The organism is Pseudomonas sp. P5_A12, from assembly GCF_056400685.1.
In genome coordinates, this window is record NZ_JBFUKU010000380.1 from 1 (window position 1) to 4,233 (window position 4,233).

Genomic DNA, 4,233 nt, shown 5'->3' on the forward strand with positions numbered 1-4,233 from the left:
TAGTTACCGCCAATCACCACCTCACCGAAGGCCTGGATCACCTTGCCGGCGGCGTCATGACCGTCCTGACCGTGGAGCATCACCACCCGCGTGGAAGCCACGTTCAGCGCCAGTCGCAATAGCGTCGCCACCAGCAGAATGGTCGGAAACACGGCAAAATCCAGTGGCCGCAAGGCGTAGACGCACACCAGCAACACGACGATGGACAGCGCAATGTTGAACGTGAAGAACACGTCGAGCAGGAACGGCGGCACTGGCAGCATCATCATGGCCAGCATGACCAGCAACAACAACGGCACACCCAGATTGCCCCGACTCAAGTCGGCAACGTTTGTGCGGGCATTGTTGAATAACTGAGAGCGATCCACCGGTTTTCCCCGTTCCTTTAAAGCAAACTTTTGACGCCTGAAGCAGGCGCAGGGCGGCTATTGCAAGAAGCCTTCCAACTTTTGCAGAGGCGGTAAATAGAGGGATTGATTGGAGTTTTTTTGTAGCAGCTGCCGAGCCTGCGAGGCTGCGTTCGACTGCGAAGCGGTCGCGCGGTCAAGAATCGACGACTGCTGCGCAGCCGGACGCAGGCTCGGCAGCTGCTACAGGGGTCAGGAATCACGGCGCAGATCCGGCGGGATCGGCAGCCGCTACAGGGGTCAGGAATCGCGGCGCAGATCTGGTGGAATCGGCAGATCATCCTTGAGCGGCTCAGGCGGTTTGCCTTTGCCCGCACGGTGTTGGCGGATCTGGTAGACGTAAGCCAATACCTGAGCGACCGCCAGATACAGCCCACCCGGAATTTCCTGCTCAAGCTCAGTGGAGTAATAGATCGAACGCGCCAGCGCTGGTGATTCGAGCAGCAGCACGTCGTTGGCCACGGCGATTTCACGGATTTTCAGGGCGAGGAAGTCGCTACCTTTGGCCAGCAGCACCGGCGCACTGCCTTTTTCGGGATCGTATTTGAGGGCGACTGCATAGTGTGTCGGGTTGGTGATGACCACGTCTGCCTCGGGAATCGCCGCCATCATCCGCCGTTGCGACATCTCGCGCTGCAACTGGCGAATGCGCTGTTTGACCTCGGGCCGCCCTTCCTGATCCTTGTGCTCGTCGCGCACTTCCTGCTTGGTCATCAGCAGTTTTTTGTGGCTCTCCCACAGCTGCACCGGCACGTCGACGGCGGCAATGATGATCAGCCCGCAGGCCATCCACAAAGTGCTCCAGCCGACCACTTGCAAGCTGTGAATGATCGCCATATCCAACGGTTCGTGAGCGATGCGCATCAAGTCGTCGATGTCGGAAGACAGCACGGAGAGCGCCACGAACAGCACGATAAAAAACTTCGCCAGCGCCTTGAGCAGCTCGACAAGAGCCTTGGCCGAGAACATTCGCTTGAGCCCCGCGCCGGGGTTCATGCGACTGAACTTAGGCGCCATCGAGCCGGCCGCGAACAACCATCCACCGAGGGAAATCGGACCGATCAACGCGGCCAGCAGCAAGGTGATCATCACCGGCTGAATCGCCACCAGCGCAATCTGCCCCGAATGCAGCAGAAAAGTGCCCATGTTGCGCTGATCCATAATCACTTCCCGCGAGAGCGTGAAGTTCATCCGCATCAGTTCCATCATCTCTTGTGCCAGGGCACCGCCAAATATCAGCAGTGCGCCTGCACCGGCGAGCATGACCGCCAGGGTGTTGAGCTCCTTGGAACGCGCAATCTCACCCTTGTCCCGGGAGTCCTTTTTGCGTTTCTCCGTGGGGTCTTCTGTTTTGTCCTGACCGCTTTCGCTCTCAGCCATGACTCAGCGCGCCCGTGCCAGTTCACGTAAAAACTGCAAAGCCTCGGTGGCCAGCGGTTGATACTGATTGAGAATGTCCGCCAACCCGACCCAGACGATGAACAACCCGAGCACTAATGTCAGCGGGAACCCGATAGAGAAGATGTTCAGTTGGGGCGCCGCTCGGGTCATCACGCCAAACGCGATGTTGACCACCAGCAGCGCGGTGATTGCCGGCAGGACCAACACCAGCGCCGCGCCCAGTACCCAGCCAAGCTTGCCGGCCAGCTCCCAATAATGGTTGACCATCAAACCACTGCCGACCGGCATGGTGGTGAAGCTTTCGGTAAGCACTTCGAAAACCACCAAGTGGCCGTTCATGGACAGGAACAACAGCGTCACGAGCATGGTGAAAAACTGCCCGATCACCGCCACCGAAACGCCGTTGGTGGGGTCGACCATCGAGGCGAAACCCATGCCCATCTGGATCGCGACAATCTGCCCGGCGATCACGAAAGCCTGAAAGAACAGCTGCAAGGAAAAGCCCAGCACCGCGCCAATCAGAATCTGCTCGGCAATCAACAACAGCCCGCTCAAGTCCAGCGCGTTGACCGGCGGCATCGGCGGCAGGCCCGGCGCAATCACCACGGTTATCGCCAGCGCCAAATACAAACGCACACGCTTGGGCACCAGGGTCGTGCCGAACACCGGCATGACCATCAGCAGCGCGCCAATGCGAAACAGCGGCAACATGAACGTCGCCACCCAAGTACTGATCTGTATGTCGGTCAGCTGCAACAGCGACGGCATGATTTAGCCGATGACCTGAGGAATACTGCCGTACAGCTGCAGGATGTATTCCATGAACGTCTGCACCAGCCACGGGCCGGCTACGATCAGCGTGACCAGCATGACCAGCAGGCGCGGCAGGAAGCTCAGGGTCTGTTCGTTGATCTGCGTAGCGGCCTGGAACATCGCCACCAACAGGCCGACCAACAGGCTGGGAATCACCAGCACCGCAACCATCATGGTGGTCAGCCACAGCGCCTCGCGAAAGAGGTCTACCGCCACTTCCGGCGTCATGGCGACACACCGCCGAAGCTGCTCGCCAACGTGCCGATGATCAGCGCCCAGCCATCCACCAGCACGAACAGCATGATCTTGAATGGCAGGGAAATGATCAGTGGCGAGAGCATCATCATCCCCATCGCCATCAGCACACTGGCCACGACCAGGTCGATGATCAGGAACGGAATGAAGATCATGAAGCCGATCTGGAACGCGGTTTTCAGCTCGGAGGTGACAAACGCCGGCACCAGAATGGTCAGCGGCGCCTGATCCGGCGAGGCGATATCGGTCCGCTTGGACAGGCGCATGAACAGCTCAAGATCGCTGCTGCGCGTTTGCGCCAGCATGAAGTCCTTGATCGGCACTTGAGCCTTGGCCACGGCATCCTGAGCGGTGAGTTTTTCCGCCAGATACGGCTGCAAGGCGTCCTGATTCACCCGGTCGAACACCGGCGCCATGATGAACAGCGTCAGAAACAGCGCCATGCCCGTGAGGATCTGGTTCGACGGCGTCTGCTGCAAGCCGAGGGCCTGGCGCAGGATCGAGAAGACGATGATGATCCGGGTGAAGCTGGTCATCAGCATGACGAACGCCGGAATGAAACTCAGCGCGGTCATGATCAGCAGGATTTGCAGGCTGACCGAATATTCCTGAGCGCCATTGGCGTTGGTGCCCAGGGTTATCGCCGGGATCGACAACGGATCGGCGGCGAACGCCAGCGGCGCGGCCAGCATCAGGGCCAGCGTCAAGACGATGCGTAACGCACCCATTACTTCTTATCCTTCTGATCCTTGCCGAGCATCTCCAATAGACGCTGGGCAAATTCCGGAGTGGCTTTTTCAGTTCCGCCCGGCACTTGCACCGGCTCTTTGAGCACGTGCAGCGCGGTGATGGTGCCAGGGCTGAGGCCGAGCAGGATCTGCTCGTTGCCGACTTGCACCAGCATCAAACGGTCACGAGGACCCAGCGCACGGGAACCGATCAGTTCGATCACCTGCCCTTTGCCAGCCGGCCCGGCCTGCTGGACCCGGCGCAACAACCAGGCGAGGAAGAAGATCAACCCCAGCACCAACAGCAAGCCGAACACCAATTGCGTCAATTGCCCGGCCACACCACTGCTGACCGCCGGTGCGGCCGCCGCAGCAGCGGTCGCTACCGGCTCGGCAGCCAGCACACTGAACGGCATCGACAGCACAAACCCCAGAAGCTTTTTCACTTAGCGCAGCTTCTTGATGCGTTCGCTTGGGCTGATCACGTCGGTCAGGCGGATGCCGAACTTCTCGTTGACCACAACCACTTCGCCGTGAGCGATCAGCGTGCCGTTGACCAGTACGTCCAGCGGCTCGCCGGCCAGGCGATCCAGCTCGATCACCGACCCCTGGTTGAGTTGCAGCAGGTT

The 4,233-nt window shown here is 59.7% G+C and carries 7 protein-coding genes; all 7 read right to left on the bottom strand.

Features of this window, described 5'->3' with window-relative positions; translation table 11 throughout:
* Positions 1-368, bottom strand: a 368-nt coding sequence (locus AC1DSG_RS28270) for an FHIPEP family type III secretion protein (protein ID WP_477793817.1), incomplete at its 3' end; no start/stop codon positions are given.
* Positions 369-647: 279 nt separating this feature from the next.
* The gene (flhB, locus tag AC1DSG_RS28275) at positions 648-1,787 is read right to left on the bottom strand and encodes a flagellar biosynthesis protein FlhB (RefSeq protein WP_477793818.1); all 1,140 of its coding nucleotides are present in this window, start codon (positions 1,785-1,787) and stop codon (positions 648-650) included.
* A 3-nt stretch (positions 1,788-1,790) separates the two neighbouring features.
* Positions 1,791-2,576 (bottom strand): flagellar biosynthetic protein FliR, encoded by a 786-nt coding sequence (gene fliR / locus AC1DSG_RS28280; protein WP_477793819.1) that lies wholly within the window; start codon positions 2,574-2,576, stop codon positions 1,791-1,793.
* A gap of 3 nt (positions 2,577-2,579) precedes the next feature.
* Complete coding sequence (gene fliQ, locus AC1DSG_RS28285; RefSeq protein ID WP_477793820.1) at positions 2,580-2,849, bottom strand: flagellar biosynthesis protein FliQ; 270 nt, start codon at positions 2,847-2,849, stop codon at positions 2,580-2,582.
* Positions 2,846-3,604, bottom strand: a complete 759-nt coding sequence (fliP, locus tag AC1DSG_RS28290; RefSeq protein ID WP_027922366.1) for a flagellar type III secretion system pore protein FliP — start codon at positions 3,602-3,604, stop codon at positions 2,846-2,848. Before fliP ends, fliQ begins: the two co-directional genes overlap by 4 nt.
* Complete coding sequence (gene fliO / locus AC1DSG_RS28295; protein WP_477793822.1) at positions 3,604-4,020, bottom strand: flagellar biosynthetic protein FliO; 417 nt, start codon at positions 4,018-4,020, stop codon at positions 3,604-3,606. Before fliO ends, fliP begins: the two co-directional genes overlap by 1 nt.
* A 30-nt stretch (positions 4,021-4,050) precedes the next feature.
* Positions 4,051-4,233 (bottom strand): FliM/FliN family flagellar motor switch protein (locus AC1DSG_RS28300; RefSeq protein ID WP_477793821.1); only part of this gene is annotated, 183 nt, incomplete at its 5' end.

Excerpts from the sequence above, each read along its gene's own strand:
- flhB (WP_477793818.1), bottom strand. The coding sequence starts at position 1,787 with ATGGCTGAGAGCGAAAGCGGTCAGGACAAAACAGAAGACCCCACGGAG.
- fliR (WP_477793819.1), bottom strand. The coding sequence starts at position 2,576 with ATGCCGTCGCTGTTGCAGCTGACCGACATACAGATCAGTACTTGGGTG.
- fliQ (WP_477793820.1), bottom strand. The coding sequence starts at position 2,849 with ATGACGCCGGAAGTGGCGGTAGACCTCTTTCGCGAGGCGCTGTGGCTG.
- fliP (WP_027922366.1), bottom strand. The coding sequence starts at position 3,604 with ATGGGTGCGTTACGCATCGTCTTGACGCTGGCCCTGATGCTGGCCGCG.
- fliO (WP_477793822.1), bottom strand. The coding sequence starts at position 4,020 with ATGCCGTTCAGTGTGCTGGCTGCCGAGCCGGTAGCGACCGCTGCTGCG.